Annotated in this window: 24 protein-coding genes; 10 read left to right on the forward strand and 14 right to left on the reverse strand. The window is 59.9% G+C overall.

Annotated elements, in window-relative coordinates; translation table 11 throughout:
- Positions 1-5 precede the first annotated feature (5 nt).
- The 8 genes from BM399_RS14195 to coxB all read right to left on the reverse strand — a co-directional run bounded on the left by BM399_RS14195 (position 6) and on the right by coxB (position 6897).
- Positions 6-800 (reverse strand): SURF1 family protein, encoded by a 795-nt coding sequence (locus BM399_RS14195; RefSeq protein ID WP_092868427.1) that lies wholly within the window; start codon positions 798-800, stop codon positions 6-8.
- A 2-nt stretch (positions 801-802) separates the two neighbouring features.
- Positions 803-1177, reverse strand: a complete 375-nt coding sequence (locus BM399_RS14200) for a DUF983 domain-containing protein (RefSeq protein ID WP_425284082.1) — start codon at positions 1175-1177, stop codon at positions 803-805.
- Positions 1178-1327: 150 nt separating this feature from the next.
- Positions 1328-2266, reverse strand: coding sequence for a cytochrome c oxidase subunit 3 (locus tag BM399_RS14205; protein WP_092868428.1), 939 nt, complete (start codon positions 2264-2266; stop codon positions 1328-1330).
- Between the two features lie 126 nt (positions 2267-2392).
- On the reverse strand, positions 2393-3013 hold the full coding sequence (locus BM399_RS14210; protein ID WP_092868429.1) for a cytochrome c oxidase assembly protein: 621 nt from the start codon (positions 3011-3013) through the stop codon (positions 2393-2395).
- Between the two features lie 3 nt (positions 3014-3016).
- Positions 3017-3181, reverse strand: a complete 165-nt coding sequence (locus BM399_RS14215) for a protein CoxF (protein WP_092868430.1) — start codon at positions 3179-3181, stop codon at positions 3017-3019.
- 7 nt (positions 3182-3188) lie between these two features.
- Positions 3189-4112, reverse strand: coding sequence for a heme o synthase (locus BM399_RS14220; protein WP_092868431.1), 924 nt, complete (start codon positions 4110-4112; stop codon positions 3189-3191).
- A gap of 85 nt (positions 4113-4197) precedes the next feature.
- On the reverse strand, positions 4198-5823 hold the full coding sequence (gene ctaD / locus BM399_RS14225; protein ID WP_092868432.1) for a cytochrome c oxidase subunit I: 1626 nt from the start codon (positions 5821-5823) through the stop codon (positions 4198-4200).
- 93 nt (positions 5824-5916) lie between these two features.
- The gene (coxB, locus tag BM399_RS14230; RefSeq protein WP_092868433.1) at positions 5917-6897 is read right to left on the reverse strand and encodes a cytochrome c oxidase subunit II; all 981 of its coding nucleotides are present in this window, start codon (positions 6895-6897) and stop codon (positions 5917-5919) included.
- Between the two features lie 439 nt (positions 6898-7336).
- On the opposite strand from coxB, the gene BM399_RS14235 reads away from it, so the two are divergent.
- Positions 7337-7876, forward strand: coding sequence for an invasion associated locus B family protein (locus tag BM399_RS14235; protein WP_425284097.1), 540 nt, complete (start codon positions 7337-7339; stop codon positions 7874-7876).
- Between the two features lie 64 nt (positions 7877-7940).
- On the opposite strand, the gene BM399_RS14240 is transcribed toward BM399_RS14235, so the two are convergent.
- Complete coding sequence (locus BM399_RS14240) at positions 7941-8363, reverse strand: hypothetical protein (RefSeq protein WP_092868434.1); 423 nt, start codon at positions 8361-8363, stop codon at positions 7941-7943.
- A gap of 432 nt (positions 8364-8795) precedes the next feature.
- On the opposite strand from BM399_RS14240, the gene bcsS reads away from it, so the two are divergent.
- From bcsS to BM399_RS14270, 6 genes are all read left to right on the forward strand, one after another.
- Positions 8796-9650: a cellulose biosynthesis protein BcsS gene (gene bcsS, locus BM399_RS14245; protein ID WP_092868435.1), complete on the forward strand. Its 855-nt coding sequence runs from the start codon at positions 8796-8798 to the stop codon at positions 9648-9650.
- A gap of 56 nt (positions 9651-9706) precedes the next feature.
- Positions 9707-10015, forward strand: a complete 309-nt coding sequence (locus tag BM399_RS14250) for a hypothetical protein (protein ID WP_244531264.1) — start codon at positions 9707-9709, stop codon at positions 10013-10015.
- Between the two features lie 639 nt (positions 10016-10654).
- Complete coding sequence (locus tag BM399_RS14255; RefSeq protein ID WP_092868436.1) at positions 10655-11296, forward strand: TetR/AcrR family transcriptional regulator; 642 nt, start codon at positions 10655-10657, stop codon at positions 11294-11296.
- On the forward strand, positions 11293-12507 hold the full coding sequence (locus BM399_RS14260) for an efflux RND transporter periplasmic adaptor subunit (protein ID WP_092868437.1): 1215 nt from the start codon (positions 11293-11295) through the stop codon (positions 12505-12507). The genes BM399_RS14255 and BM399_RS14260 overlap by 4 nt, the downstream gene beginning before the upstream one ends.
- Positions 12507-15671 (forward strand): efflux RND transporter permease subunit, encoded by a 3165-nt coding sequence (locus tag BM399_RS14265; RefSeq protein WP_092868438.1) that lies wholly within the window; start codon positions 12507-12509, stop codon positions 15669-15671. The genes BM399_RS14260 and BM399_RS14265 overlap by 1 nt, the downstream gene beginning before the upstream one ends.
- Before the next feature lie 90 nt (positions 15672-15761).
- Positions 15762-16937, forward strand: coding sequence for a tellurite resistance TerB family protein (locus tag BM399_RS14270; protein WP_092868439.1), 1176 nt, complete (start codon positions 15762-15764; stop codon positions 16935-16937).
- Between the two features lie 86 nt (positions 16938-17023).
- Here BM399_RS14270 and BM399_RS14275 read toward each other — a convergent pair whose 3' ends face one another.
- Genes BM399_RS14275 through BM399_RS14285 form a run of 3 tightly spaced genes read right to left on the reverse strand, consistent with a single transcriptional unit; the run spans position 17024 to position 20002 of the window.
- Positions 17024-18130 (reverse strand): HlyD family secretion protein, encoded by a 1107-nt coding sequence (locus BM399_RS14275; RefSeq protein ID WP_092868440.1) that lies wholly within the window; start codon positions 18128-18130, stop codon positions 17024-17026.
- Positions 18123-18875 (reverse strand): ABC transporter ATP-binding protein, encoded by a 753-nt coding sequence (locus tag BM399_RS14280; RefSeq protein WP_092868441.1) that lies wholly within the window; start codon positions 18873-18875, stop codon positions 18123-18125. The genes BM399_RS14275 and BM399_RS14280 overlap by 8 nt, the downstream gene beginning before the upstream one ends.
- On the reverse strand, positions 18872-20002 hold the full coding sequence (locus BM399_RS14285; protein ID WP_092868442.1) for an ABC transporter permease: 1131 nt from the start codon (positions 20000-20002) through the stop codon (positions 18872-18874). The genes BM399_RS14280 and BM399_RS14285 overlap by 4 nt, the downstream gene beginning before the upstream one ends.
- A gap of 278 nt (positions 20003-20280) precedes the next feature.
- Between BM399_RS14285 and BM399_RS14290 the strand changes: the two genes are divergently transcribed.
- Positions 20281-20994: a DUF2147 domain-containing protein gene (locus tag BM399_RS14290; RefSeq protein WP_092868443.1), complete on the forward strand. Its 714-nt coding sequence runs from the start codon at positions 20281-20283 to the stop codon at positions 20992-20994.
- On the opposite strand, the gene BM399_RS14295 is transcribed toward BM399_RS14290, so the two are convergent.
- Positions 20963-21781 carry an alpha/beta hydrolase gene (locus BM399_RS14295; protein WP_244531265.1) on the reverse strand — a complete coding sequence of 273 codons (819 nt, stop codon included), beginning with the start codon at positions 21779-21781 and terminating at the stop codon, positions 20963-20965. The genes BM399_RS14290 and BM399_RS14295 overlap by 32 nt on opposite strands.
- Positions 21782-22345: 564 nt before the next feature.
- Between BM399_RS14295 and BM399_RS14300 the strand changes: the two genes are divergently transcribed.
- A complete protein-coding gene (locus BM399_RS14300) occupies positions 22346-24160 on the forward strand; it encodes a hypothetical protein (RefSeq protein ID WP_092868445.1) in 1815 nt (604 codons plus the stop codon).
- Between the two features lie 456 nt (positions 24161-24616).
- Complete coding sequence (locus tag BM399_RS14310; RefSeq protein ID WP_244531266.1) at positions 24617-24862, forward strand: hypothetical protein; 246 nt, start codon at positions 24617-24619, stop codon at positions 24860-24862.
- Here BM399_RS14310 and pabB read toward each other — a convergent pair.
- A complete protein-coding gene (pabB, locus tag BM399_RS14315) occupies positions 24833-26737 on the reverse strand; it encodes an aminodeoxychorismate synthase component I (protein WP_092868447.1) in 1905 nt (634 codons plus the stop codon). The two genes, BM399_RS14310 and pabB, sit on opposite strands and share 30 nt — an antisense overlap.
- Positions 26738-26778 lie beyond the last annotated feature (41 nt).

Genomic DNA, 26778 nt, shown 5'->3' on the forward strand with positions numbered 1-26778 from the left:
ACGAATCATTCTTTCTTTGGTTGTACTTCGTCGTTATTCGCACTCTCAAGTCGCTGCCGAGCGAAGATCGCAAACACGACAATCAGCGTCGCGGCGAGCCCATACCATGTAACGACGTACTGGAGATGGTTGTTCGGCAGATTGATCTCGGTCGTGCCGCCTTTCGGCCAGCCGCCCGGATTTGCGGGTAGCGCATCGGCATCGAGCGAGAATGGTGCGTAGGCCTGGCTCTTCTCGGCATTGAATTGCAGCGGCGTGGGCGGCCCTTGAGGTCCCCACTGCATGGCGTCGAGGTCGCGCCAATACCAGTGGTTCCCCGCATAATCGTTGTCGGGGGCGAACGCCGCTTTGGCCTGGCCGAGGCGCACGAGGCCGGTGACAGTCACGGGGCCCGAGACCTGCCCTTCGGCACGCTTCGAGGGATCCTTCAGCGTGTCGGGGACCCAGCCGCGATTGACGAAAATGGGCGGCAAGCCGCCTTCCGGGACCAGCAACGTGTAGACGTGCCAGCCCTGCGAGGCCGTTGTCGGGGCATAGAGATGGCGCTCGCGGCTGTGGTCGAAGGTGCCCGTGACGCGCATGTGCTTGTATTCGACGTCGCCGGATTTGACGTATTCCGACAGCACCGCGGGATAGGAAACCGGGTCGGCCTTTACCCGCTCGTCGATCTTTGAGATCAGCGAATCCTTCCAAGCCATCCGGTGCCATTGCCAGTTGCCGAGCCCTATGAGGACGGGCAGCATGGCGAGGGTCAGAATGGCCGGTACGATCAGACCTGCGGCGCGCCAGCGCGCGAACATAGTCACTCCTTGGCGAGACGGCCTTCCTCGGCCTTATTCTTGAATTGCAGCGCGATCAGCGATGCCTTGAGGAAGCGGAGAAGAAAAACGGCGATGACCGGGGTGAGAATACCCCAGAGCAACACATGCATCCACCACGGCACGCCGAACTTGAATTCGGCGATGAGCGCGCCTCCGACGCAGAGAAACCCGAGAATGAAGATGGCAAAAACTGCCGGTCCATCGCCCGTATCAACGAACTTGTAATCGAGACCGCAATCGTCGCAGCGGTCGCGCATGTTCAGGAGATTGACGAAGAGCTTGCCCTTGCGACACCGCGGGCACCGGCATGTCAGTCCGGTTACGAGCGGTGAAACGGGCCGGGTGGCAGTGACCACAGCAATCTCGATTTCTGACGGCTCAAATTTGTGTAGAACCCTGGCGCGCCGGGCCCCGCAGTGCAACTCCGAATAGTGCCGCGCCTGAAACACAAGAGGCGGCTGTGGGCCGCCTCTTGGAAAGATCGATTGGCTCGACGTGACGGCCTCTTATTCCGCGCCCGCCGGGATCGCGCCGGCGCCCCAAACGTAGATGCAGGCGAACAGGAACAGCCAGACGACGTCGACGAAGTGCCAGTACCAGGCAGCCGCCTCGAAGCCGAAATGCTGCTGCGGAGTGAATGCTCCGCGCATAGCCCGGATCAAGCAGACCGCAAGGAAGATCGTGCCGACGATGACATGGAAGCCATGGAAGCCGGTCGCCATGAAGAATGTCGCACCGTAGCTATGGCCAGGGAAGCTGAACGCAGCGTGGCTGTATTCAAGCGCCTGGAGAGCCGTGAACGACAGGCCGAGCAGAACCGTGAGGATCAGGCCGATGACGAGGCCACGACGGTCGTTCTTCAGAAGCGCGTGGTGCGCCCAGGTTACCGTGCAGCCCGAGGTCAACAGAATGAGCGTGTTGACGAGCGGGAGGCCCCAGGGGTCGAACGTGTGCTTGAAGTAGCCGGGAACGATGGCCGAGGTCGGATCGACGGCTGCCGGCGGCCAGTGGCCACCAAAAAGCTCGTCACGTGCGACCAAGCCGACGATCTGGCCTGGGTTGTTCATCAGTTCGTGAACGCCCGCCGGAAAAAGCGCGGCATCGAAATAAGCCCAGAACCAAGCGACGAAGAACATCACCTCCGAGGCGATGAACAGGATCATGCCGTAGCGGAGATGCAGCTGAACGACGGGTGTCTGGAATCCCTGATTGGCTTCACGGATGACATCGATCCACCACGCCCATGCAGCCGCCAAAACTGCGAACCCGCCGACCGCAAAGAGCCACGGCCCCTTGACGCCAAGGACGCCTTCGCCATCGACGTGCGTACGCATCCATGCGATGGCGCCGACCGCCATGATGAACGCAGCTACGGAGGCCGCAACCGGCCAAGGGCTCGGATTTACGAGATGATAGTCGTGGTGTTTTGCGTGCGTATCAGCCATTTCCGTCTCCGTCCCCTTCAGGCTCTGGCCCGTTCTTGCTTGGATCGAAAGCTTGACGCGGCGGTGTTAACGCCCCGTCTCGTCCTTCGATCCTCTTTCGTGTTTTCTTCAGTCTGCATTTCGTCTTCAGCCCCCCGTCTTCGGCGGCGCGGGCGCAACCTCGGCTGTCGCCTTCGGGTGCTCGGCTGCGAAGAAGGAATACGACAGCGTGACCTCAGGCTGGAGTGCCGTGGAACTGTCTTCGACCAGCTTCGGGTCGAGGAAGAAGGTCACCGGCATTTCCACACTCTGGTGCGGCTGCAGCGTCTGCTCCTTGAAGCAGAAGCATTCGATCTTGTTGAAGTACGAGCCAAACGCTTCGGGCGTGACGTTGAACGTCGCCTGCCCTGTCACCGGCTTGTCGGAATTGTTTGTTGCACGGAAGAAAGCCAGCGCCGTCTCGCCGATCTTCACTTCCATCTTTCGAACGTCCGGCTCGAAGGTCCAAGCAAGACCCGGCGCAATGTTTGAATCGAACCGCACCGTGATCGTGCGATCGAGCACCTTACCGTCGTTGGCATCGGCGCGCTGCGTCGTGCCGCCGTATCCGGTCGCCTTGCAGAACATCGTGTAGAGCGTCGGCGAGGCCGCGGTTATCGAGCCCATCACTGCGAGGGCTGCGAGGCAGCCATAAACAGCCCGCCGGTTCTGGCGAACGGTCTTTGCGGCGGCTTCGGCGTCCTGCTGTCCGAGTGGGTTCTGCGTCATGCCTTAGAACGTTCCTTTTGCGACGTTGCCGCCGAGGTGAACAAACGTTGCGACGTAGAAGGCTATAACCATAAAGCCGAGCGTCAGCGCGATCGCGATCGAGCGCCGGCGGCGGACCTTCTCAGCGGCCGGATCAAGGCGTTGGGGAATTTTGGGATCGTCGGTCAAAGGAGCCTCACGCAAAAAAACGATGGAAAATAGCTTCACCAAAAAGAACTGCGAACAGCACGTAGAGATAAAGTATCGAGAACCAGAAAAGCTGCCGTGCCGCCGTATCGGCTTCACGGCCTTCCGTCGTCACGTAGACGCGAAGGGCGAGCCCCAAGAAGACTGCTCCGAGCGCCACTGAACAGACGAGATACGTCATTCCGCCGAGACCGGTAAAGAAAGGCACTACCGCCAGCGGCACGAGGATGATGGAGTAGAGAACGATCTGCTTCCGCGTCTCGGCCAGGCCTGCAACGACCGGCAGCATCGGCACGCCGACGCGCTCGTAGTCACGGCAGCGATAGAGAGCGAGCGCCCAGAAGTGCGGGGGCGTCCACATGAAGATGATGAGGAACAGCAGGATGCTATCGATGCTGATGCTTCCCGTTACGGCTGCCCAGCCGACCATCGGAGGGAATGCGCCGGCCGCGCCGCCGATGACGATATTGTAGGGCGTCCGCCGCTTCAGCCACATCGTGTAAACGAAAAGATAGAAGGCGATCGTAACCGCCAACAGCGCTCCGGCCGTCCAGTTGACCAAGACGCCGAGCGTCAGAACGGAGCAAACGCTCAACACGCCGCCAAAGTTCAGCGCCTCTTCGCCCGTGACGCGGCCACGCGGCAAGGGTCGAGCGGCCGTCCGCGCCATGCGCGCGTCGATATCGGCGTCGTACCACATGTTGAGGGCGCCCGAAGCGCCCGCGCCGATGGCGATGGATATGATCGCGATGGCGCCGAGAATTGGATTGATCGGGCCCGGGGCCGCGAGCATTGCGGCAAGTGCCGTAAACACGACAAGCGTCATCACCCGCGGCTTCATCAGCTGGATGAAATCGCTAACGCTGGGTTCCAGCGTCAGGTCTGCTTGGCCGACTTCACTTTGAATGCTCATATCGCGGGCGCCGTCTTAGAAATTTAGCTTCGTAACCGGATGGCGACGGGGCTGATGCCTCGCCCCGTCGCTCACCCATTTATCGTCAGTGATGGTCCGTCGCGGCGATCCGCGGCAGCGTTTCATAAGAATGGAACGGTGGCGGTGACGACAGCGTCCATTCCAGGGTTGTCGCTCCGACGCCCCACGGGTTCGCCGCCGCTTTTTCCTTACGGATGAAGTAGGCGTAGAACATCCCGAACAGGAAGACGACCACGCCAAGCGTCGTGATGTACGAGCCGTAAGACGAGATGCGGTTCCAGTAGGCGAAAGCCTCGGGATAATCGGCGTAGTGGCGCTGCATGCCCGACAGACCAAGGAAGTGCTGCGGGAAGAACAGCACGTTGGCGCCGATGAACGTCAGCCAGAAGTGAATCTTGCCGAGCGTCTCATTGTACATGTAGCCGGACATCTTCGGGAACCAGTAGTACCAGCCCGCGAAGATCGAGAACACGGCGCCGAGTGACAGCACGTAGTGGAAGTGCGCCACGACGTAATACGTGTTGTGCAGCGAACGATCGATGCCCGCGTTAGCGCACATCACGCCCGTCACGCCGCCGACGGTGAAGAGGAAGATGAATCCCAGCGCCCAGAGCATGGGCACGCGGAACTGAAGCGAGCCGCCCCACATCGTTGCGATCCACGAGAACACCTTGATGCCGGTCGGCACCGCGATGACCATCGTTGCGAACATGAAGTAGGCCTGCGTATCGACGCTCAGACCCGCCGTATACATGTGGTGGGCCCAGACGATGAAGCCGACGAGGCCGATAGCGACCATCGCGTACGCCATTCCGAGGTAACCGAAGATCGGCTTCCGCGAGAACGTGGACACGATGTGGCTGATCATGCCGAAGCCGGGCAGGATGAGAATGTAAACTTCCGGGTGGCCGAAGAACCAGAAGAGGTGAGCGTAGAGAAGAGGATCGCCGCCACCTGCCGGATCGTAGAAGGTCGTACCGAAGTTGCGGTCCGTCAGCAGCATCGTGATGGCGCCGGCCAGAACCGGCAGCGACAGAAGCAGCAGGAACGCAGTCACGAGCACCGACCAGGCGAACAGCGGCATCTTATGCAGCGTCATGCCCGGGGCACGCATGTTGAAGATCGTCGTGATGAAGTTGATGGCGCCGAGGATCGACGACGCGCCAGCAAGATGGAGCGCCAGGATACCGAAATCGACCGCGGGACCGGGGTGACCGATTCTGCCCGACAACGGAGCGACCAGGATCCAGCCTGCGCCGACGCCATCGGCGTCTGCAGTGCCCGGCACGAACAACGAAATAAGCAGAAGCGCGAACGCCGCCGGCAACAGCCAGAACGAGATGTTGTTCATGCGCGGGAACGCCATGTCAGGCGCACCGATCATCAACGGCACGAACCAGTTGCCGAAGCCGCCGATCATCGCGGGCATGACCATGAAGAAGACCATGATCAAACCGTGACCCGTGACGAAGACGTTATAGATGCCTTCGTTGGCGAAATACTGCAGGCCCGGCTCCTGAAGTTCCAGTCGCATCATCACCGACAGGAACAAGCCGATGCAGCCCGCGAAGATCGCGAACAACAGGTAGAGGGTGCCGATATCCTTGTGGTTCGTCGAAAAGAACCAGCGTTTAAAAAATGGCGGGGCGTGATCGTGCCCGTCGCCTTCTGCGTATGCCGTGCTTCCCATTTCGTAGAGCCCTTGTCCCGGAAGTTTTGTCTGATCTTTTTTTCTTGAGCGTCAGATCTGCCGGGCTATTGCCCGGCCATCAATGAACCGCCGTTACTGCGCTTGAGCTACCGACTGAATCTCAGCCTTGCTCGCAGTGTCCGCATCAAGGATCTGCTGCGCCTTCTTCTTGTCCTTGGCTTTCAGCGCCGCCATCCATGCATCATAGACCGGCTGATCGACAACGCGAACGGCGATCGGCATGGCCGAGTGGAGCTTACCGCATAGCACCGCGCACTGGCCGTGGTAGGAGCCGACCTTCGTCGCCTTGAACCAAACAGCCGCGACGCGACCCGGAACGGCCTGCATCTTTACGCCAAACGAAGGGATCGTCCAGGAATGGATGACGTCGTTAGACGTGACCAGAACGTCGACCACCTTATTGACCGGCACTGCGATCTCTTGATCGACCGCCAAGCGCCGGAGCTTCTTCTCTTCGTTCCAGATCGGAAGCGAAGCTTGATAGAGAGCGTTGTGGAGTGCGGCGCCTTCGAGCGAGCCGAACTGCTTGTCGTAAGCCTCGTCGCCGATTTTCGCCCGCAGCACGTCCTCGTCGTTGACCATGTTCGAGGTGATCGTCACCTTGTCATCGACATACTCATGCTCCCAGAACCAGGCGTTGCCGGTTGCCTTGATCGTCAGATCGGGCTTGGGAAAATTGTATTGATTGAAGAGCAGGTGGAAGGAGGGGATCGAAATACCAACGAGGATCAGGATCGGAAGGATCGTCCAGGCAACCTCAAGCATCGTGTTGTGCGAGGTTCTGGATGGGGTGGGGTTACGCTTCTCGTTGAAGCGATACATCACGTAAACCATCAACACGAGAACGAACAAAACGATGACCGTGATGATCGTATTGATGACATGAAAGAGGTCGAAGATCTGGCCCATGATCGGGGTCGCAGGAAGCTGCAGACCGAGCTCACCATCCGTGGGCTGCCCGAGCCCGGCCAACGCTGGGGCCAACCCACCAAGGCCAACTGCCAAACACGCGGCCGCCATAATGGCAACCGCGCCAAACATCCTATTCGACATTCCTTCGCTCCCAATTCGTCGGTTCAGATCCCCCTGGACCGACAGCCTCCCAGATTTACCTGACACCCCGGGCCGGCGTGTCATTCCCGTTCTTTATTGCCCAGTTGCGCACTGGGAAATGGCCCGCCGACGTCGCGGACCGAATGCCTCATCGTTTTGTTAAGGCGGGTTGATACAGAGCACAATCTCTTCACGCGCCTCAAGTCAAGCTTTCTGCGTCATTTCTTCGCGAAACAGCTGTGCCGAATCGGCGAATCGATCATCCTCCCTGGTGAGTGGCGTGATTTTTCGCGACAGAATTCGGCCGGATTCCTAGACGACGAAGCGCGCTCTTCCTTCGTCGCTTTATCAATTGGGCGCCGCCCGCGAAAGCAAGGATCATCGATTGTCACTGCATAAAACGGGCTTCTGGGGCCCTCCGGCAATTCATTTGCGCAAAATGATCGCTAACCGGATGCCGATCGTGGGCGCGATCGCCGGCCTTCTCGCAATTGCACAACTGGTGGGCGGGCTTGCCTTGCCGGACAAAGCGTTCGCCGTCGATGCGCCGGAGGGAACGGTCAAGTCGCAGCACGGCGACTGGCAGGTCGTCTGCAAAGATCCGCCACCGGGTTCCAAGAATCCGATCTGCGCCCTTGTTCAGAGCGTGACAGCCGAAGACAAGAACAACATCGGCCTCACCGTCTACTTCCAGAAATTCTCGAACGGAACGCGGGTACTCAGGGTTTTTGCGCCGCTCGGCGTGCTGCTGCCGCCGGGACTGGGCCTCAAGATCGACGACAAGGATGTCGGTCATGCACCATTTCTCCGGTGCCACAGCTTCGCGTGCTATGCCCAGGTCGTTGTCGAGGACTCCCTCGTCGAGCAGCTGAAGACGGGGAAGACCGCGATCTTCATCATTTTCCAGACCGAGGAAGCGGGCATCGGCATCCCCATTTCGCTAAAAGGCTTTGGCGACGCGTTGATCGAGCTCAAATGACGAAGGCCGATTGGCGAACCAATCGGCCTCTACATCGGTAGGTCTCGGTTGACTGACGCAGACGTCAGGCGACCCTGCGCTCGGGCGTTCCGCCGGAAGGCTGCCGATCCAGAAGTATCAAACCGTCCCGAGCCGGCTTGGCCGGCAAGGGCAGCACCTTCGGCGTGACGGCCTCGGCAGCTTTCTCAACCGCCGCCGCGACGCGCGGGACGGTCTCGATGTATTGCCCGGTGACCGTCGCCCAAAAATGAGCATGCGCACTGAAAACGTCGACCGGTGTCGCCGGCTGCATCATTCGATGTGCCCAATGGACAAACGCCTGGGCTTGACGCGCATGCAAGCTCGCGACCTCAAGCTGCGTGCGGCCAGCAGCTTTCAGAAAAGGCTGCCAGAACATCGATGTACTGTCGGCCCATTCAAAGGCTTGCTGATAGAGCGGATAGTATAGCGAAGTATTCGTCGTACGCGTGCCCTCTTCATATGCCATTGCTGCGTCCTCCCAGACACAAAATATGCTGCGGCCTTTGACGGCCAACTTTTTAAAGCTTCTGCGCCAATAACTCTGACTTGCGCTAATTGTGGGTCAGTACCACGGCAGCCCGAGGGCCGCAGTTCACAGATGCGTGCTCTGGTAATTCATTCAAGGGCAGCAATTGCATCTCTACGATCCGCTAAGGATTGTACGCTGCCTTCACTGCAGTTCGATGACTCAGATCAAATGCAATCGAGTTGAGAAATGTCCGTAGGCTGAAAATTACACGCTACACAACCATAGTTATACAATCGTAAACTTCACTTATCTCTAATTGAACTTAAGAACTTTGCTTGGTTCATCTTGCGTTCTTCTTGACGCTCTTCATTTCATCCAGCGTTATGTTCAACTTGGTTAATACAAGCGTTTGTAAGAGCGTCGGCGTCAATGTTGCGTCTGGGGGAGTGCCGGTCGGGCCTGCTCTCCGTTGTGGCCAACCTGGTCATCGCGGCCTCACAGATTTTCGCTGCCAGCGCCGCTTCAGCGCAATCGAGTGATCCACCTACTGACTGGGTCCAGGAGAAATACGGCTGGCGAGAAGCTTACGGCGGGTTCGACGTGGCTCGCGATCAGTGGCTCGCCTATTCGGGAATGACTTTCGCCCTCGGCAGCCCGGATATCTACAGCGACGGATGGCGTCTTCGCCTGGGCGGAGGGTATGGCCGGTACGGCTACGACAGCATCCAGTCGCACACGAATTGCGGTGACGCGACCTCGAACGACATTTGCGGTGAAGACGAGCGCAGCCGGAAGCACTACCAAGTCGGACATTCCTACGCCGAGGTTCTTCTTGGATACTATCTGCAGTTGGGCCGGCTGACCGCGAAAGCGTTCGCGGGTGCTGCGATGTCTTCGAAGGATCATCTCAAGAGCGATCCGGATAACAGCGATGACGGTACCCGTTACGGCGCCAAAGGCGCGCTCGAATTCTGGCTCACACTCAGCGCGGATTCATGGACATCGCTCGACCTCAGCTATTCGACAGCGAGGAACGAGTCCGCGTCTCAGTGGCGGTCCGGCTGGCGTGTTTCGCCGAAGCTATCGATCGGACCCGAGCTTCGCTATGACAAGAATGTCGAAACGGGCGACGGCGCCTGGAATGGACGGGCCGGCCTGTTCACGCGTTACGAATGGAGCGGCGGCGAGATTTCAGCAGCCGGAGGCGGGCTTTGGAGGGTCGAGAATTGGGCGGCGAAAAATCCCTCGGCCTATGGAACCGTCAATGTGCTTTTTCAATACTGAGCCGTGTCATATGGATTGATTACAAAGCGGCGGAGCAATCTTCGGGGATAAACAAAATGAATACGTCTCTGGCGAGGATCTCGGCTCAGATGCTCGCTTTGCTTTTTCTACTCGCCGCCTTTCCAATATCGGTTCTCGCGGGCAGCTGCGCTTCTTCGCCGGTTGTCGCGCGAGGCGAAGAAGCCCGTTACGTCTGGCTCGCGAAAACGAAGGCCCGAGCGAACTGGCGTGCAAAGGTTCGCGCAATTCCAGAACTTGGGCCGAACTTCGCAAATTGGGCGCGCGCTCAAGATACGGAAGAACGCTGTCTGACCGGGCCAGCGGGAACGTTGTGCATTTTTACAGGAAAGCCCTGCGCACCCTGATCACGTGAGGCATTTCAATCTCACCTCGCCGCGGATTCCATTCAATCAACGCTTATCGGGAAACATTTTAGCGATTTAAGAATTGGGCTTCCTGGAAGTGCGCTATAAGATGGGGGATTAGACGCGCCCATGTTGATTGCACTGCCGATCACCGAGGGCCCGCGATACCGATGACGAACGAAATTACTCAATGCCTGCGCATTTCATTGCCGTTTGCGATGTTCGGATTACCGTTTAGAGGCGCGCCCATATGAGGCGAAGTACTTCTTCGATCACATAATCGATTTCAGCGATTGCGCGGGGCCGTTTGGCCGCCGCCTGCAGAGCGCTATCGATATCGCGAGATTGCGGAATCCGCCCGGCCGTAGGCTCGGGCGGTTGAGAGAGGAGCGGTGGGCTGCGGGACCTACTGCTCCTCTTTTTTGCAGAGACGATGTTTCTGCCTTGGCCCGGCTGACCAACCACGCATTTTTGCTCGCGGGAGCATCAGGTTGCTGCTGCACCGACCCCGTGGCCCCGTGGGATCACCCTAAAAATTTTACAAAACGAACACCTGTTCGCCTTGACCTTTCCGCAATCCTCCAACAAACGGAACGCTCGTTCGTTTTTATCGTAGATCACCCACGGACCATCGCCGCGATGCCGAAGCTCAAACCAGACACACAGCGCGCCCGACGAGAGCACATTCTCGACGCGGCTCTCACGTGCTTTGCTCGTGGCGGATTTCACGCCACCACGATGCAGACGATCTGCCGGGAAGCAGGCGTCAGCCCAGGCGCGCTCTACGTTTATTTCGATAGCAAGGAAGCGCTGATCGCGGGGCTCTGTGAGCGCGACCGCGCGGAATTTGCCGAACGTTTCGCTTCGCTCGCCACCGCGCCGGACTTCCTCGAGGCTCTCAACGCCATCGGTCAGCACTACTTCATCGACGAGGGCGCCGAGAAGCAGCGGTTCGTCATCGAGATGGGTATCGAGGCGACGCGCAATCCGCGCATCGCCGAAATCTTCATGAGCGTCGACCAATTCTGTTCCGACAACTTCGAAGCGTTGTTTCGCCGTCTCCAAGAAGAGGGGCGCATCGCGCCACGGACTGACATCCAGACACTGGTCAAGGTTTTCAATGTCATCGGCGACGGCATGTTCTGGCGCCGCGCCATCCATCCGACGGCAGACATGCGCGCCGTCCTCCCAGTCATGATCGACCTCATCGGCACATTGCTCAATCCAGTGGAGCCGAAGCCTTCCCATTCGAAAGTTTCCGCACGCGAGGCGCGCCGATGAATATGAGAACGTTTTTCTTCGGCCTTCTCGCTGCAAGCGCTGTGGCTGGCGGGGGCTACGTCTACCTCGAGAAAAAACACGCAGCCGCTGTGCAGGCCGAAAGGCTCGAAGCGGCGAAGCCGGTCGCGGCTCCGACAATCACCGTCTCGAAGGTCGGCATCGACAATTTCGTCGAGACGGCCGCAGTTTCTGGCTCGCTCGTGCCGCGTGAAGAGATCCTCGTTTCTCCCGAGGTCGAGGGTTTGCGGGTTCTCGAGCTTCTCGCGGACGAGGGCGATAAAGTCAAAAAGGGTCAGGTTCTCGCCCGCCTCGTCGCGGAGCAGCTCGATGCGCAGCTCGCACAAAACGACGCCAATCTCGCGCGCTCGGACGCTGCGATCGCGCAGGCCGAAAGCCAAATCGTGCAATTCGAAGCGCAGTCGAAGGAGGCCGCCGCGCAGTTCGACCGTGCGGTGCCGCTGAAGCAGTCCGGCTATCTTTCGGGCGCCACCTACGACCAGCGCGAGAGTGCTGCGCACACAACAGCGGCGCAGCTCATTGCGGCGCGCGATGGGTTGACGGCGGCGAAAGCCGAGAAGGCGCAAGTCGAGGCCCAGCGCCGCGAACTCATGTGGCGGCGGAACAATACCGAAGTGACGGCACCTGCGGACGGCGTCATCAGCCGGCGCATGGCGCGCATCGGTGCGATGGCTTCGACGGCCGGCGAGCCGATGTTTCGCATCATCCAGAACGGCGAGATCGAACTCGACGCCGAGATCGTCGAGACAGAGTTGAAGAGGGTCAAAGTCGGGCAAAAGGCTGTGGTGACGGTGCCGCAGAACGGCGACTTCGAAGGGAAGGTTCGCCTCGTCTCGCCCGAAGTCGACAAGGCTACGCGGCTCGGCCGAGTCAAGATTTTCCTCGGCGACAATCCCTCGCTGCGAATCGGCTCCTATGCGCGCGGGCGGATAGAAACAGCGCGGAGCCGCGGCCTTGCCGTGCCTTCTTCCGCAGTGACATTCGATCAGGGTCTCGCGTCCGTGCAGGTCGTCAAGGACGACAAGGTTCAAAAGCACTCCGTCACGGTGGGCCTGATCGCGGGCGATCGCGTCGAGATCAAGAAGGGCGTCAACGAGGGCGATCTGGTGGTGACGAGAGCCGGGACATTCCTTCGCGACGGTGACGTCGTGCGTCCCGTTATTCCCGAGCCGCGGCTGAGCGAGGCGAAGTAATGCGCATCAACGTCTCAGCCTGGTCGATCCGCCGGCCCGTCCCTGCCATCGTGCTCTTCGCAGTCCTGATGCTGCTCGGCGTCCTGAGCTTCAAGTCGCTGCCCGTGACGCGCTTTCCGAACATCGACGTGCCGATCGTTTCGGTGAAGGTCACGCAGTCGGGCGCCGCACCTGCGGAACTCGAAACGCAGGTGACGAAAGTCATCGAAGACTCCGTGGCGAACATCACGGGCGTCAAACACATCACGTCAACGCTGACCGACGGCTTGTCGGCGACTGTCCTGGAATTCCGCCTCGAAACAAATACCGACCGGGCTTTGAACGACGTCAAAGACGCGATTGCGAAAATTCGAGCCGATCTGCCACGCACCATCGACGAGCCCGTCATCGAGCGCATCGATGTCGAAGGACAAGCGATCCTGTCGTTTGCGGCGACGTCGCCTGGCATGACGCTCGAAGAGCTTTCGTGGCACGTCGACGATGTCATAAAGCGGAGGCTGCAGGCGACGAAGGGCGTGGGACGCGTCGAGCGTTACGGCGGTGTCGACAGAGAAATTCGCGTCAATCTCGATCCCGATAAGCTTCTTGCCTATGGCATAACGGCGGCACAGGTGAATGCCCAAGTCCGCTCGACGAACGTCGATCTCGGATCCGGCCGCGGGGAAGTCGGCAGCCAGGAACAAGCGATCCGGACGCTTGCCGGCGCGCGCGAGGTCGAAGCCTTCGCCGACGGAAAAATCATTCTTGCCGGAGGCCGCGAGGTTCGTCTTCGCGATCTCGGCCGCGTCATTGACGACGCCAGCGAACAGCGGTCGTTTGGCCGCCTGAATGGCCAACCCGTCGTCTCGTTCTCGATCTTCCGCACGAAGGGAACGAGCGACCTTTCGGTTTCCGATGCCGTCAACGCTTCTCTGAAGGCGCTCGAAGCGGAGTATCCCGACGTCAAGCTAACAAAGATCGACGACGCGGTCGCATATACGCGCGGCAACTATATCGCGGCGATGGAAACGCTGATCGAGGGCGCCGTGCTGGCGGTTCTCGTCGTGCTCGTCTTTTTGCGCAATTGGCGGGCGACGGCGATTGCGGCCGTTGCGCTGCCGCTCGCCGCGATCCCGACGTTCTGGGCAATGAGCTCTCTCGGCTTTTCGCTCAACCTCGTCAGCCTGCTCGGCATAACGCTCGCAACCGGCATTCTCGTTGACGACGCGATCGTCGAGATCGAGAATATCGTGCGCCATATGCACATGGGCAAATCCCCTTATCGTGCGGCGCTCGAAGCCGCGGACGAAATCGGTCTTGCCGTCATCGCCATCACGCTGACGATCGTCGCGATTTTCGCGCCCGTGTCGTTCATGGGCGGCATTGCCGGACAATACTTCAAGCAGTTCGGCATGACCGTCGCGGTCGCGGTGCTCATTTCGCTGTTGGTCGCGCGCCTCATCACGCCAATGATGGCCGCATATCTCTTGCGGCCCATTCCAGAGAAACCGCATGTGGACGGCGCAATCATGCGCGCCTACACCCGCTTTCTTTCGGCAACGCTTCGTTGGCGCTACCTGACGCTTCTATCGGGCGTAGCGTTGTTCTCCGCTTCGATCTACGCGACAACGCTGCTTCCCACCGGCTTTTTGCCGGACGAAGATACGTCTCGCGTCGTCGTTGCAGTTGAACTTCCGCCGGGGACGCAGCTGAACGAAACGCGAGACAAGACAGACCAACTCGTCAAATCGCTGAGGACCATTCCGGAAGTCAGCCAAGTGTTCGTGCTTGGCGGGACGAGCCCGACGGGCCAACTCGAAATTCGCCGCGCGGCGCTTTTCGTGAAGCTCGTTCCAAAGACACAGCGCAAGCTCACGCAGAAACAGCTCAAGGCCATCATCGCCGCGAAGATTTCGGACGTTCCCGATACGCGCGCCTGGTACGTCAATGAGCGCGGCGAACGGGAGCTGTCGTTCTCGATGCTGTCGCGCAGCGGCGAAGATCTCAATCTTGCAATCGGCAAGGTGGAGACGGCGTTGCGCAGTGTTCCGGGCTTCCGCAATGTTGCTGCGTCCGGTTCGACGGAACGGCCGGAGATCCGGATCGTCCCGCGCCTCGACGAAGCCGCTCGCCTCGGCGTGGCGCCCGATCAGATCGCAGAGGCCATTCGCGTCGCGACGATCGGGGACGCTGGTTTCAACCTCGCAAAGTTTACGGTCGGCGACCGGCAAATTCCCATCCGCGTGCAGCTTGAAGAAAACACGCGCACCGATCTGAAACAGATCGAGCAGTTGCGCGTGACAAACGCGGCCGGCAAAGCGATCCCGTTGACAGCTGTCGCGACAGTCGAATTCGGGCGCGGACCGGCGTCCGTCGAACGCTACGACCGGTTGCGGCGCGCCGTCGTCGGTGTCGATCTCGATCGCGGCGTCGCCCTGAGCACGGCCCGCGAAAAGTTTCTCGATGTCGTCAATGAGCTGAAGCTGCCCGCATCGGTAACGTTGCAGCCATCAGGCGATGCCGAAGTTCAGGACGAAGTCGCCGACGGTTTCATCACGGCGATGGGAACGGGCATTCTGATCGTGCTCGGGCTGCTGCTCCTGCTGTTCGGCAGCGTCTTCCAGCCTATCACTATCTTGCTGTCGTTGCCGCTGTCGTTCGGCGGCGTGGCGTTGGGCTTGCTCGTCACCAATAATCCGATCAGCATGCCGGTTTATATCGGCCTATTGATGCTCATGGGCATCGTGACGAAAAATGCGATCATGCTCGTCGACTTCGCAATCGAGGAGATCGCTGCGGGAGTGGACCGCGGCGTGGCGATCATCGATGCTGGCCGCAAACGGGCGCGTCCCATCATCATGACGACGCTCGCCATGGCCGCCGGCATGCTTCCCAGCGCGTTCGCTCTCGGAGACGGCGGCGAATTCCGTGCGCCTATGGCGATCGCGGTGATCGGCGGCCTCTTGGTTTCGACGATGCTGTCGCTGGTGTTCGTGCCGTCGTTCTTCACCGTCATGGATGACCTCGGCAAGCTGATGCAGCGCATTTTCGGGCGCTTCATCGGTCCGACGGACGAGCCGGATGACGAAACCAAGCCGGCGCACGGCTCGCCTGGGACCCCGCCCGGGACCCCTGGCCATCAGAGCGAGCAGGGCCATCGTCCAATGCCTCTCGCGGCGGAATAAATTCGGGAGGAAAGTACCGGCATCGGATTGTCGACGACAGGGTGCGTGCCTACCTTTCAGCCAGCGGCCGCAACTGAAGGAACCCCCGATATGTTCGACGCCAAATCGTTGCTTGAAGCTGTTGTTCGCGGCGCAGCGCCCGCGGGACCATCGACATCGACATCGACATCAACTCCAACGCAGCAGCCAAACGGCGGCAGCAGCATTGGAGATATTTTGAATGAAATTCTCCGGAGTGCGGGAAGCGGAACCACTCCCCAAGGCGGAACTCAGAGCGCGCCTGGCGGAAGCGGCGGGGTTGGCGATATCCTGAACCAGATCAGCCGGAGCCTATCGCAGGGCCAGCCTCGATCACCCGGAGACGCGCCAGCTCAAACCGGAACTCAATCGGGAGATGCCGGCGCCGATCTTGGAGCCATCCTCAGTCAGATCAGGGACAAGCTTGGGCAAGCCGGAGGCTCGGTGTCAGCGAGCGGCGGCATCGGCGATATTCTGGGGCGAGTTCTCGCGCAGGCCACACAAGGCGTCAAAGAAGGTTCAGCACGGATCGGGCAAGAAACCGGTGCAAGCGATGCTCTCGGGCGGCTAACCTCCGACCCGCAAACGGGTCAGCTGCTCGGCAAACTCAAAGACCTCATTCAAAACAACCCTTATGCATCCAGCGCAGCTGCCGGCGGGCTCGGCGGTCTTCTGCTTGGAACACGCACTGGCCGGTCGGTGGCGGCAAGTTCAGCGAAGCTTGGCGCGCTCGCGATGCTCGGGGGTTTGGCCTACAAGGCCCTTCAGAACTACGAGGCGGGCAAGCCGCTTCTCACCGGCGACGATTCAGCAGACAAGACCGGCGCACCGCAGGCCGTGATGTCACCCGAACCGCCTCCCGCGGGATCGGGCTTCGAGCCGGCTGCGATGACGAACGATGCTGCGGTCCATTATCTTCAGGCAATGATCGCAGCCGCCTTTGCCGATGGGCGCATAGACCCCAGCGAGCAAGAGAGGATCATGGGCGGGATCAAGCAGGCAGGCCTCGACGGCGAGGCCGAAGCGTTCCTGGCGAGCGAGCTCAATGATCCGCCAACCATCGAAGAGCTGGCGCAATCCGTCAGCACACCTCAGGAAGCTGTCCAGCTTTACATTGCGGCTCGCATTGCCGTTGCAGACAATTCACCAGCCGAAGAGCGGTTTTTGGCGTCACTCGCGAACGCGCTCAGGCTTGATCCGAAGTTAACAGCGCAGATCGATGCGACGGCGCGGCAGGCGGCCGCTTAACCTCTGTTGCTCGGTCGAACGGCTACACAAAGAAAAAGGGCGCCCGCGAGAACCGCGGACGCCCTTTTTGCTGTCAGGCTAAACTGTTAGTTGGCTTTCGCCGTGCTGGCCGATGCGTTCGCAGCTTGATTGTCGAGCTTGAAGAACGTGTCGACGCGCATGCCGGTGAAGAGCGGCGGATGATCGTCGAGGGAGACCATCACTTCGACGACTTCAACGTCATTTGGACGGCGGGGGCCACGGGTCGCGATCCGGGGAGCAGCCAACGACTGCGAGATCGACGTAACGGTGCCTTCGAACGTCTTGTCGGGGAAGGCATCGGCCTTCACGACGACGCGCTGGCCGACATGAACTCTTGCGGCATCGCGCTCTTCGACTTCTGCGCGAAGGCGAAGGCTCGACATGTCGCCAAAGACGACGACGGAGCTCTCCGGCGAGGGTACGGCGGTTTCGCCGACGCGTCCCAAAACATTCAGAATGGTGCCGTCGGCGGGGGCGCGGATGCGCGTGCGCTCGAGGGCGAGTTCGGCAGAGGTCAGATCGGAACGGGCGAGAGCCAGCGATGATTCCAGACGCTGCTGCAGCGGCATGTTTGCCTGAGCATTGACCTGCGCGAGCTTCGCCTTCGCAGCCGTCAACGCGTCTTGCTTGGCAACCAGATCCTTGCGGGCCTTGTCGACTGCTTCGGCATTGCCCTTGTCGGTTTTCGAAGCGCGGAATGCTGCGTCGAAAGCCTCATGGGCGGCGAAAACGCCACGCTGCGCTTTAGAGACTGCATCCTCGGCGTTGCGTCGATCGAGTGCCGGACCGGTTGCCGCTTCCTCACCGCGTTCACGTTCGCGAACGCTCGCTTCGGCGGAGGCGGCGGCAATCTTGTTGTAATAGTCTGCGTCGTCGAGACGGATCAGCAGATCGCCGGCCTTTACCTGGTCGTTCGTGTTGGCTAGGACTTCGGCAATCTTGCCGCCGACTTCGCTCGCTATGCGGACTTCACCATCCTTCGGCTCGACGCGCGCGGTGGCGGATGCCGCCCATTGCGCAGCCGGAGCCGTGGTGTCGGCATGTGCCGAGCCCGCGACGCTGGAGAAAAGCGTTTCGCTCTTCGTCAGCGTATTAAATGCAAAGCCACCTGACAGCGCTATGGCCGCAGCAACCACAATGGCTGAGACGGTGGGATCAATCTTCTTAAGCATGCAGCTTTCGCCTCTTCGTCAAATCCGTGATTTCGGGGGCATCTATGCCTTCCGGCCGGCGCTCTTCGCCGACGATTCTGCCGTCTTCGATGCGTATGACGCGATCGGCGTAACCCAAGGTTCGCGGGTCGTGCGTTACGGCAAGCACGCTGCGATGTTGTTCCTTGGCGATGCGAGATAGGAGAGCCATCACCGCGTGGCCATTCTCGCTGTCCAGAGCGGCGGTCGGCTCGTCAGCGAGCACGATCGACGGTGAACTTGCGATGGCGCGGGCAACGGCAACGCGCTGCTGTTCGCCGCCCGAGAGGTTGCGGGGATAGTTGGTCAGCCGATGGCCGAGACCCACTTCACGCAAAACCTCTTCCGAGCGGCTCGTGGCAGCGAAGCCCTTGATGCCCCTGACGTCGAGCGCAATGCGAACGTTTTCGATGGCGTTCAGCGTCGGGAACAGATTGTAGGACTGGAAGATGAAACCGAGGTGCTCGCGCCGCACTTTGGCCAGATCTTCGGCGGAGAGACCGTCGATCACCGTATCCGCGATGCGGAGGGATCCCGATGTCGGTTTCATGATGCCGCCGAGGATCGACAGAAGCGTCGTCTTGCCGGAGCCCGAGGGCCCCATCAGGAGTGTCAGCTCGCCGGGGACCAGTTCCAGCGATACGCCTTTAACGGCGACCACCAGGCCAGCACCTGAGCCAAGCTCCTTGACGATATTGTCCGCCTGCATGACGGGAGTCGTTGTCATCGCGCAAACACCGTAGCCGGATCTATCTTCGTGACCTTGACGATGGCCGAAAGCGCCGAGATCGCGCACATGAAGAGCGTCAGTGCGAAAAGCCAGAATGCCAATCCCGGCGTCATCACCAGCGGCAACGACGAATTCCTACTGAGGTAGAGTATTATTAAGGCGATTATCATGCCGAGCACGTAACCCATGATCGCGCTCAACCCGGCCTGAGCCAAGATCACCTTATAGATATAGCCTCTGGACGATCCGAGCGCGCGCAGCGTGGCAAATTCGTGAATATGGTCTTTCGTGCTCGAATACAGCGTCTGCGCGACAATCACCGTGCCGACAAGACTGCCGAGGATAGCGCCGCCGATGAGGGCCAAGCCCGCACCCGTGCGGAACAGCCACTGCTTGAGGCTGCGGCTTTCGAATTCATCCTTGGTCAACACGTCAGCTGAATCGAGACGCTTCGCGAGATCGTTCTGAACTTCCGTGATGTTCGCTCCCGGGGCAAGCTTCACGAGAAGGAACGTCGACTTGTCATCATCGGCGCCGAGCAACTGACGAGCACGGTTAAGCGTCGTGTAAGCATACGGCGATTGGGTGAAGGAGCGGATACCTTCCGTCAGCGCTCGGATCTTGACGCGGCCACCAGCCGCCTGCGCGGTGTCACCGATGCCGTTGACGCCGAGTTCGCTCAAATAGGTGCTATCGACGGCGATGGCGTCAGGCGCTTTGATGTCCTCGACTGTCCCTTGAATGAGGCCCCACGGAAGGAGGCCCTGATCGTCGGCATCGGCGCCAACGAGGACCACGCGCGAGGAACCGCCCTCAGGCTTCCGCCATTCTGCAAAAGCGACGACGAGAGGCACGACGCTTTCTACGCCGGGCGTCGCCAAGGCTTGGTGGCGTTCGCGATCGCCCAAAAGGAGCCCGCCGTCCTCAAAGCTTTTGGCGCCGAAGGTCGTTACGATGAGATCGGCGTTGGAGCGGGCAATGTTGGCCGTGATCATCCGGCTCGACCCGAGGTACAAACCGAGTTGCACTGCCACAAGAACGATGGAGAAAAGAATTCCGATAAGCGTTACCGCCAAGCGAACGCGATCGTGCAACAAGTTACGAAGCGCGAGAGTAAAAACCATGTATCTGCCGGATCTCTCAGAATGTTTCTATTGGGCCTTAGGGCCTGCAACAGGCGCGAGCTCCGCATCAATACCGGCGCGCCTCATGCAGGGTCATATAGCTCTATTGTCTCGTCGCGACCACAGTGAAACGCGAAAACGATCCGCGTCACGTTCCGCCTCGAACCATGCCACCGGGGTTAATTGCCGACGGAAAAGGCTTTCTCCTAAAGCCTTAGCAACGGATTAACAAATAAGTTCCAATGTTTTGCCGTTTTCAGGGCATAGGAGTACTGAAGTTGAAATTCTATCTGCGGTTTATTGTCATGCGTAATTTGAACATTGCGAATTGTTCAGGCGTTGCTCTGGTCGCCGCAGCTTGCTTACTCGGTTTCGCCAACCGCCCGACTGCGGCGGCGGCTGATCCCAAAGAAGTCGGCGTCTGGTACGACGACACCGGCAAGGGTGCGGTCAAGATCGAGATCTGCACTCCGACAACGCTCTGCGGAAAGATCTATTGGCTTCAAGAGCCGATGGCCGCCGACGGCCAACCCAAGATCGACAGATATAATCCCGATGCTTCGCGGCGCACGCGCCCGATTTGCGGCTTGCCGGTTTTGGGCAACCTCGAGCAGCTGTCGGGCGGGGGGTTCGACAACGGCTGGGTTTACGATCCGAAGGAAGGCAAATCCTACGATGTTGCCTTGGATCTCGTCGACGGCGACACCCTCAAGGTGACGGGCTACAAGGGAATGCGTTTTCTAGGCAAATCGTTCATCTGGACGCGAGCACCGGCAGATTTGCCATCGTGCGCTCCTGATGCCGCAGCCGCGCCGACCCAAGTGAAGCAGGGCGATGCGAAAAAGCAGGCGGCAGGCACTGCGAAGAAGACGACGAAGTCCGCGTCAGACGCCTCCAAACTCGGAGGCGCCAACGTCGCGACTGCGCCACATAAGAAAAAGGCTGCCGTAAAAGAGGCGGCTACTCAGCCGCCCCCAGCTGCTTCGAATTAGTCGAAGCGGGCTTCTGAACCACGACCTTGTCGGCCTGGCGTGCCAACAGGCGGTCAACGAATTCCGTTGTCCGGTCAACGACATAGCCGCGCTGACGGTCAAGCGTGACCAAGTGATAGCTATCGTCGAGAACTGAAACTTCAACCATGCCGCCGAGCTGGCGCTGGAGTGCCATCGTATTCTTGATGTCGCTCTGGTCGTCGTGGCGCGGATGGAAGATCAGCGTGTGCAGCTTCACGAGCGGCAGCATCGGCCGGACATTGCGCACGAGGCAGAAGAATTCGTAGACGGTGCCGCCACCACGCTCGGTGATGTCGGCCGGCATGTTATCGCTGCCGCGCATCGAATCGAGAGCGAAGTTGCGTACGCGCTCATCCTTGATGCCGTAAGGTGCCGGTGTGCGGAATTTGAAAAGGCGTGCGGTCCACTTGTCGGTGACGAGGTGGAAAAGCTTGATGGCTTTCGGAATGGCCCAGCCATTAACAGCAAGCGTCGGTGCATAAAGCATCACGCCGCAGGCTTGGTCTTGACGGTAGGCCGCGAGCCGCAGAGCCAAGATAGAACCAGCCGAAGCGCCGCCGATGATGACGTTGTCACATACGCTGCGTAAATGATCGAAAGCGTCCGAGACCGACTTGTACCAGTCCTGCCACGTCGAAAGGCCGGAGACGTCGGTGCCAAACGTCAGTCCAGGAACAACCGGACAATAAACCGTCAATCCCTTGCGGGAGAGCGCATGCGCAACGGCCTTCATCTCAAGCGGTGAACCGCCGAGAGAATGGACCAACAAAACCCCCGACTTCCCACCGGGAATGTAAACGCTTCCGCGAGGAGGCTGAAATTTTTCTTGGTTTTTCATTACCTACGTTGAACTCGTTATTACCCTGTGGAACGCTAATTACGACGCAGCAGCTTCAGATGCCAACGCAACTTTGTCGCGTCGCCGCAGATTTGAGCTTTTTTGCATATACCCGCAGTTGAGATTTTGTTTGTGAAGGTATTACGAAGTTGCTGAAAACACCATAGGTTTTGACGTCAGGTTACTGACGATTGGTTAAGGTGGACTTCATGCCGCGCCGCGGTTTGCCGCTCGAAGTTGCTGCATTGCAGCATCGAAATGGCGACTTTTTGGCAGACACTTTGATTCATTTCAGTTCCTCGCGTCACAGGCTCATCCCAGATCGCGTTTTGGGCGCGAAAATAGGAAATGGGGTCCGCATCGGACGATTATCGACCAACCCAAAGCTTCTAGACACTGTTCCCGCGGAAACGATGCTTTATACTTAAACTGGCGTTACCGGCCGCGTCCCGCGGAAGCCCACCGGTAGGACCTGCCGGGGACTGAGTTGAAGTGACTGTTTCCTTGCGCCTGCCCGTTTCGCTGCTGACAGCCGCGGCTTTGGTGTTGTGTCAGCTACCTCTGCCGATCGCCGTTGCAGACCCGATCAGCCGTGCGGACTATGAGGCCTGTCAGGCAAAGGACGACGGGGCTTTGAAGGCCGCCGTGATCGCTATCGCGACAGACGCCATCTCGAACGGCACAAAGACCATCGACTACAATGCGTTAGTCGCGGATCAATGGCGGCAAAGGAATCTCGACCAGATCATCGACAGCCGCGTCGATATCGCGGTCGCGGAGATAACGAACGAGACGAGCTGGTCCGACCGGCTCCAGTCCCTCGCCAACAGTGAAAAGTCCCAGCAGCTCGCCACGATGGTCGCCGAGCGCGTGTATCGTTCGGACGCGGTCAAGACCGGCATCGAGGATCTGGCGTCCGGCGTCGCCGCGGAAGTCGGCAAGTCCATCGAATTCGCAAGCTCGGACGCAACGGGCCCGCTGCTCGATTGCCTCAAAGCCTATGTCGGTCCGCGCTACGGAAGCGCCGTCGCGGATGCTCTTGCCAGCGACGCCAGCAAAGGCGTCGTGGTCGATCCGAACAAAGGATCGGGCGGCGTCGGGGCAGGTTCGGTGCTGAAGGAAACGAGCGGTGGACTTGCTGGCGCAACGATCCTGATCGTACGCCGGCAGCTTGCAAATCTCGCCCAGCGCGTCGGCCAGCGCATCGTCGGCAGCGTTCTTTCGCGACTCGTGTCGGTCGTGGCGGGCGGCGTCGGCCTGGTCCTGATCGCGAAAGACCTCTGGGACTTCCGCAACGGCGTGTTGCCGATCATCGCCACCGAAATGAAGGCTCCGGCGACGAAGGACAAGGTTCGCGAAGAACTTGCCAATACTCTCAAAGAGCAGATGAACGAACACGTGGCGGCGATCGCGAACGCGGCAGCCGATAACGTCATCAACGTTTGGCAGACGTTCCGGCGGGCGCACGCGCTCGTGCTTCGGATCGCGGACGAGAATGGCGAATTCCGGAAATTCCTCGACGGCGTGAAGCCCGACGCCTTGCCGCGGCTCGATGAGGTGGTGTCGATCCTCGTCGCGTCAGAAGGCGAGCCGTCGATCCTGCAGCGTCTTCAGGACGGTTCACTCAACAGCGCCGTACACCTGATGCCCGATAAGGGCCTCGACATCGCGCGCGACTTGAAATCGGTCGGCGCAGGCCTCGACTGGACGGCGCTTGCCGGCGATCGCCTCGGGAGCGTAACCGACTACGAGTTGCATAAGCGAATGTCGCCGAAGGACCTCACCCGGGCTTCGCTCGACCGCATCCTCGCTCTCAACGACCGGATTGCGATCATCAGGATCGCGAGCGTACCTCCCGCGGCGCGCGAGATGCTGTTCACGCTCAACTCGAGCGATCTCGACAGCCTGCTCAGGTCACTTTCGGAAGACGAGCTTCGGGCGCTGGCGGGTTACCTCTCAGGATTGAAGCCGGGCCCGCGTGAGAAGGTTTTGCGGGCCGTCTCGGCTGATCCCGCCAAAATGCAAATCCTCGCCTCGCGACACGTTCGCGAACGCATTTTAGCAAGCAGCGATCAGGGCGCCGCGGCCGACATGATGCTCGCGCCATCGTCAGGCTATTCCACCAAGGTGCTGGGGGATGATCTGAAGCTCGTCTGGGATGGCCGTGTCGCGCCGCTGTTGCTGTGGGACAAGCATCCGCAAGCGGTCGCGGGCGCCGGCATCGCCGGCTTGATCCTGCTCGCCTGGTTCGCCCGGCTGCTCCGTCCGAGGCGGGTGCCCGGTGGCGCATCGGCTGGCCGCACCTAGGCAAATCGGCACCGCTCGAAGCTTTCCACATGCAATCGCCGGAGGCCGGTCTCAAGGCGCAGCGACGCCTGCTATAAAGATTCGCGATTGTGAACCCATGAGACCAAGGGGGGCAGACACATGCGCGTTCGATTTAGAGCCGAGGAGGGAGTGCACGACATGGGATTGAAGGCGCCAGGTATTGTAACTTTTATGCTTTCAGTAATCCTGACGGTGATTGTTTTGATGTCGAAATTCTTCGGTGCAGAGATCCCTTGGCTGACCGGAAACGAATCCTGGGCGATGCTCACTTCGTACGCGATCCTTATGCTCGGTTGCATGGTCCGAGGGATGTAAGAGCGCGCCGAAATCGATCACCGTTCACTGAGGGTTTGAAGCAATTTTTCTTCTTTATGAGACCGTCTGTTCACGATGTGCGCTGGTGTCGCGCGGCATCCGGCGGACTAGAGCCACGTCATGCTGCTGAGTATCGGTCAAGGCATGACGAAAGAGATTCCTCAAGTCTTTGCACGGCGCGCGCGGCTTTCATCGAAAGCCATCGTGACTGCTGTTGCGTTGACGCTTGCGGCTCTCGCGGCGATCGCCGTTGCTTCTCATCACGAGACGAAGAATTCCGTGAAGACGGTAAGCCCCGTCTCGCAATGGCCCGTCGATAACGGCGCCGACAAAGGATCAGTCCTGGTGCCTGTGGTCGCCCGATAGGCGAGGCACAAGAGGCTCGGCGCGAACAAGTCCGCGCACCGAGTTTCCGAGGTAGATCGCGCGTGCCGAGTTGATATCCTCAATCCTCAGCGGGGCCTCGACGGCCCTCCCCTCATCGATAAGCGCCGCCCGAAGCGTTCCGGGCAAAAGACCCGCGGCGAGGCGTGGCGTTACGAGCTTGCCATCCCTTTCGATGAAGATCGTAGTGCGGCTGCCTTCCGTGAGCTCGCCGTTCTCGTTGAGGTAGATGACTTCATCGGCGCCGAGCGTATCGGAATAGTGCTTCCATTCCCGGTCATAGAGCTCTCGACGCGTGGTCTTGTGGTAGAGAAACAAATCGCCACTGTTCAAGCGCGTGTCGGAGATGACGTAGCGCATGACGGCATCGGCCGCGGTTTCCGGCTGGGGAGTTGCGGTTGCCGAGACTGCCCCATCCTCATCGAGAAGGAGCCTTACGCGCAGCCGGTTATCGGGCTGTTCCGCGATTGCTGCATCGATTGCGTCGCGCACCTTCGTCGCGTCGTAGGCAAATCCGAAATAAGCCGCCGATGCGGCCAGCCGTGCGAGGTGATAGCCCCTGAGCCACACGCCGTCGCCCGGCACGTAGACCATCGTTTCGATCAGCTCGAAGCGGCGAACGGGGTCGGTCAGAAACTTCATCTTGAGCAAGCACTCGGCATATTCTTTCGGCCCGTCGGAATCCGCAACAATGCCTGAGCCTATGCCCATTTCGCCGGCGCCCTTGCGATCGATCACAGCCGTGCGGATCACGACGTTGAATTGCGCCGAACCGTCCGGCGAGAAATTTCCGATGGCGCCGCAATAGACGCCGCGAGCTTCGGTTTCGAGTTCGCGGATCAGCTCCATCGCCCTGATCTTCGGAGCGCCGGTGATGGAACCCGGCGGAAAGATAGCCTTCAGAATGTCGGTGATGCCGACGCCGTCCTTCAGATGTGCGCGAACGCCCGATGTCATCTGATGAAGGGTCTTGAATGTCTCGATCGTGAAGAGATCCGTCACGCTTACGGATCCGAGGTCGGCGATCCGGCCCAAGTCATTGCGCATCAAATCGACGATCATCAAGTTTTCGGCGCGGTTTTTAACGTCGGTCGAAAGTCCCTGGCGCACTTCCGCCTCGCCTTCGGGCGTGCCGGCACGAGGCGCGGTTCCCTTCATCGGCCGAGTTTCAATGAGGCGATCATGGAGATCGATGAAGAGCTCCGGCGACGCGGAGAGGATCGTGACGTCGCCCGTATCGACGAGCCCCGCATAAGCGACGCGCTGTTTCAGGCGCAGGTCGCGGTAGAGGGCGAGCGGCGAGCCTTCGAGATTGAACTTCGCTTTGAAGGTGAGGTTGAGCTGGTAGATGTCGCCACTTCGGATGTTCTTTTGAACTTCTTCGAAGCGCTTCAAATACGAGACGCTATCCCAGCTATGAGCCAGCTCGCCCAGCGTCGGATTGCCGATCGCCTCTCGCGTCAGCCAGCCCTGGACCTCGGCGCCCGTCATTTCGCGGGGCGCGGTGTATAGGCCGAACCAGAAGAGGGGCACCTTGCGCTGCGCCGGGAGAAGGTGCGTCAGCCTCGGTTCAAGCAGATATCCGAGCTCGTAAGAGAAAAACCCGGCCGCGTGCAGGCCTCGGGCAATGCCGGCCTGAAGGGCCGCAAGCGCCGCTTCGACGTCTTCTGGAGCGTCGGCGCGAATGATCTCGATCGGCTTCTCGAAGAGCTTCGATACGGCGTCCAGGCTTGTGCTGTTGTCGAGCAGCACGAAGCCTTCCGCGAGGGTCGGCGTGGGCCTGACCGATCCTTCAGAGCCCACATTGGACGGGGCCGCAGCGGCGACCCCTGCGCTTTTTGAGGAAGAGGAATTCATAGGGCGCTTCTAGCCCGGCCGCCGTGGGATTACCACACCGT

It is taken from the genome of Hyphomicrobium facile, assembly GCF_900116175.1.
Classification (GTDB): Bacteria; Pseudomonadota; Alphaproteobacteria; order Rhizobiales; family Hyphomicrobiaceae; genus Hyphomicrobium_B; species Hyphomicrobium_B facile.